Genomic DNA, 4,641 nt, shown 5'->3' on the forward strand with positions numbered 1-4,641 from the left:
GATCGCCGACCAGGGTGGACGGCTCCGAGACCACGGCCTCGAGCAACCGCACGAAACGCTCGGCGAACGAACGGATCGTCGGTTCGTCGAACAGGTCCGTCGCATAGGTCAGTTCGGCGGCCATACCGGCCGGCGAGCCCTGTTCGTCGATCGATTCCGTGAGCGTGACCTGCAGGTCGAACTTCGACACCTGCGCGTCGAAGTCGAGTCCGCTCACCGACAGTCCCGGCAGCTCGAACGACGTCTGGGCGAGGTTCTGGAACGCCAGCATCACCTGGAACAGCGGATGCCGGGCCTGCGAACGGGCCGGGTTGAGCACCTCGACCAGCCGCTCGAACGGCACGTCGGCGTGTCCGAACGCCCCCAGATCCGCCTCGCGCACCCGGCCGAGCAGGTCGGTGAACGATTCGGCGGGGTCGACCGGTGTCCGCAGGACCAGCGTGTTGACGAACATGCCGACCAGGTCGTCGAGACCTGCTTCACCCCGGCCGGCGACCGGGGTACCGATCGCGACGTCGTTCGTCCCCGACAGCCGCGACAGCAGCACCGCCAGCGCGCTGTGCACCACCATGAACAGCGTGGTCGCGTGTTCACGCGCGAACACGTTGAGGGCCGAGTGGAGTTCCGGCTCGACGGTGAAGCGGACGCTCGCACCGGCGAAGGACGCGGTGGACGGACGCGGACGATCGCTGGGCAGGTCGAGCTGATCGGGCAGTCCCGCCAGCGTGGCCGACCAGTAGTCCAGCTGCCGCGAGATCAGCGAATCCGGGTCGTGCTCGTCGCCGAGGACCCCACGCTGCCAGAGCGCGAAGTCCGCGTACTGCACCGGCAGCGGCGACCACGCCGGGGCATCCCACGACGACCGCGCGGCATACGCCACCATCACATCGCGCGCGAGCGGACCCATGGACCAGCCGTCAGCGGAGATGTGGTGGACGACCAGGCCGAGCACGTAGTCGCGTTCGCCGATCTCGAACAGCCGGGCGTGCATCGGGACCTCGGAGGTCACGTCGAAGCCGATGGAGGCGAGCTCGAACAGCTTGCCGTGCAGTTCTTCCGGGGTGACACGCTCGGGCGTCAGATCGGGAACGGTCTGCACCGCCTCCTGCACGACCTGCCTCGGGCCGTCCGGCGAGTCCGGGAAGATCGTCCGCAGCGACTCGTGCCGGTCGGTGACATCGATGACCGCGACCTGCAGGGCGATGATGTCGAGTTCCCCGCTGAGCCGGATCACGACCGGAATGTTGTTGACCGCGGAGCCGGTGTCGAAGCGGTTGAGGAACCACATGCGCTGCTGTGCGAGCGACAGCGGAATCCGGTCCGGACGCTCGACCGGTGCCAGCGCGGCGCGACCGCCTGCCCCGGCATGCTGTTCGACCCGTGCGGCGAGCGCTTCGACGGTCGATGCCTCGAACAGCGCCCGGACCGGGACCGTGGTCTGCAGGGCGGCACCGAGCCGGGAGACGACCTGGGTCGCGATGAGGGAGTTTCCGCCCAACTCGAAGAAGTCGTCGTCGACGCCGACCCGCGCCACACCGAGCACGTCGGCGAACGTGTTGGCGACGATCTCCTCGACGGGAGTCGACGGAGACCGGAAGACCTTGGTCTCGAACACCGGCGCCGGCAACGCCTTCCGGTCCAGCTTGCCCTGCGGGGTCAGCGGCACCTCGTCGAGAACGACGATCGCCGCGGGCACCATGTGCGAGGGCAGACGGGCGGCAGCGAACGCCGCGAGCGCGTCCACACCGACGACATGCCCCGGCACAGCCGTCACGTACGACACGAGCTGTGCCGTGCCCGACACACCGGTGTGACCGACCGTCACCGCGAAATCGACGTCGGCGTGCGCGGCGAGGGTCGCGTCGATCTCGCCCAGTTCGATGCGGAAACCGCGGATCTTCACCTGGAAGTCGCTGCGGCCGACGTATTCGATGCGCGGCGCCGGTGCGCCGGGCACCCACCGCACCAGATCACCCGTCCGGTACATCCGTCGGCCGTCCCCGGCGAACGGATCCACGAGGAACCGTTCCGCGGTCAGACCGGCACGAGCATGGTATCCGCGGGCCACACCCGCACCCGAGATGTAGAGCTCACCGACGACGCCCTCCGGCACCGGGCCGAGCCTCGAGTCGAGTACGTACGTCGTCACGCCGCGGATCGGCCCGCCGATGACGATCGGCTCGCCTGCGACCAGCGGGTCGGAGATGTTCGATGCAACGGTCGCCTCGGTCGGCCCGTACGCGTTGAACATCGACCGGCCCGGCACCCACCGGGCGACCAGTTCGGGCGAGCACGCTTCGCCGCCGACCACGACGACGCGCAGGTCCGGCAGACCCGTGGGATCCACCGACCCCAGCGCCGCCGGGGTGACGAATGCGTGCGTGACCGCGCCCCGGACCAGGACGTCGGCCAGGTCGCTGCCGCCGTAGACGGAGGTCGGAACGATCACCATCGCCGCGGAGCCGGCTGTCGCGAGCAGCAATTCCAGAATCGAGGCGTCGAAGCTGGGCGACGCGAAATGCAGTGTGCGCGATGACGGCCCGATTCCGTAACGGTCCCGCTGCTCGGCCTCGAATCCCGCGAGACCGGAGTGGGTGACGGCGACGCCCTTCGGGGTACCGGTCGAACCGGAGGTGTAGATCAGGTACGCGAGATTGTCCAGTCGCAGCGGACGGACCCGGTCCGCGTCGGTGATCGGTGCCGGCGAGGTGACCGCGCGGTCACCGACGAGTTCGGCGTCGTCGACCGCGAGCCAGGTGACAGCACCCGGCAGCTCCGACCTGTACTGTTCCGTCGTCAGCCCGAGTTCGGCGCCGGAGTCGACGACCATGTGCTCGATGCGGTCGGCGGGGTAGTTCGGATCCACGGGAACGAACGCGGCGCCGGTCTTGGCGACCGCCCACCACGAGATCACGGAATCGATCGACCGCGGAACCGCAATGGCCACCACGGTTTCCGGTCCGATACCGCGGGCGATCAGCATGCGCGCGAACTGCGAGGAGACCGCGTCGAGCTCGCGGTAGGTCAGCGTCCGGTCGCCCGAGACGAGCGCGGGGCCGTCGGGGTTCCGGACGGCCGCGTCGGTCAGCAACTGTGCCAGCGTGGCCGGTTCGGCACTGCCGGTACCGGTGGTGGAGACGAGTGCACGACGCTCGCCGGGTTCGAGAATCTCGAGCTCCCCGACGGCCCGGTCCGCATCGGCTACGACGGCTGCAAGGAGCCGCTGGAAACGCTGCGCGAATCCCCGCGCGGTCGAAACGTCGAACAGATCTGTGGCATAGACGAATTCGGCACCGAGCCCGACGGTCGCGCCGGAGCCGTCCGTACGTTCGGACAGGGTCAGCTGCAGATCGAACTTGGCGACGTCGACGTCGACCTCACTCGCCTCGATCGTCAGGTCCGGCAGTTCCAGGCTGGTATTGCCCATGTTCTGATAGGCGAGCACCACCTGCACCAGCGGATGCCGGGACTGCGAGCGGGCCGGCTTGAGGACCTCGACGAGCCGCTCGAACGGCACATCCGCGTTCGCGAAGGCCCCGAGGTCGACCTCACGCACCTGCTGCAGCAGCTCCGTGAACGACATCTTCGGCATGATCCGGGTCCGCAAGACGAGCGTGTTGACGAACATGCCGATCAGATCGTCGAGGGCTTCCTCACCACGACCGGCGATGGGAGTACCCACCGCGATGTCCTCGGTGGCGGAGAGCCGGGCGAGCAGCACCGCCAGCGCCGAGTGCATGACCATGAACAGCGAAACGTTGTGCTCGCGTGCAAGTTCCGTGAGCGCACTGTAGGTGCGCGCGTCGATGTCGAACCCGACACGGCGACCCACGAAGGACTGCACCGCCGGCCGCCTCCGGTCCGAGGGCAGATCGAGCTGCTCGGGGATCCCGGCCAGCTGATTCGACCAGTACTCGATCTGCATCGCGGCGAGCGAATCCGGATCGGCCTCGTCCCCGAGGACATCACGCTGCCACAGCGTGTAGTCGGCGTACTGCACCGACAGCGGCGACCAGGTCGCGGCGGTCGAACCGGTGCGCGCGATATAGGCCGTCGCCATGTCCCGCGCGAGCGGGCCGAAGGACACCCCGTCGGCCGCAATGTGATGGATGACCATCGCGAGAGCGACTTCGTCCGCGCCCATGCGGAAGAGTCGGCAGCGAATCGGAATCTCATGGGAGACATCGAAACCCGCCGATGCGAACTCGGCGAGCACTTCCGGAAGCTCGTCGGGTCCGGCGAACTCCTCCTCGAGACCGAGATCGATGTCGTCGATCGGCAGGATCAGCTGGTACGCACCGGCACCCGACTCGGGGAAGACGGTGCGCAGCGACTCGTGCCGCTCCACGACGTCGTACAGCGCCGCACGGAGCGCGTCGACGTCGACGGCTCCTTCCATCCGCAGCACGAACGGCAGATTGTAGGTGGCGGCGGACGGGTCGAACTGGTTCAGGAACCACATCCGCTGCTGGGCCAGCGACAGCGGAATCTCGTCCGGACGGGGATAGCGGACGAGCAACGGCCGCCGACGATCTCCGGCACGCGACGACGAGACCAGCTGCGCCAGTCCGGCGACCGTCGGGGCCTCGAACACCATGCGCACGCCGAGCTGGACATCGAGTGCCGCGGCGATCCGCGCGA

General features: G+C 68.5%; 1 protein-coding gene. It reads right to left on the reverse strand.

The features are described 5' to 3' along the window. On the reverse strand, nucleotides 1–4,641 hold a 4,641-nt coding region (locus tag RZ1_RS29030; RefSeq protein WP_139282066.1), incomplete at both ends, for a non-ribosomal peptide synthetase.

This window comes from Rhodococcus zopfii NBRC 100606 = JCM 9919, from assembly GCF_001895025.1.
GTDB classification, from domain to species: Bacteria; Actinomycetota; Actinomycetes; order Mycobacteriales; family Mycobacteriaceae; genus Rhodococcus; species Rhodococcus zopfii.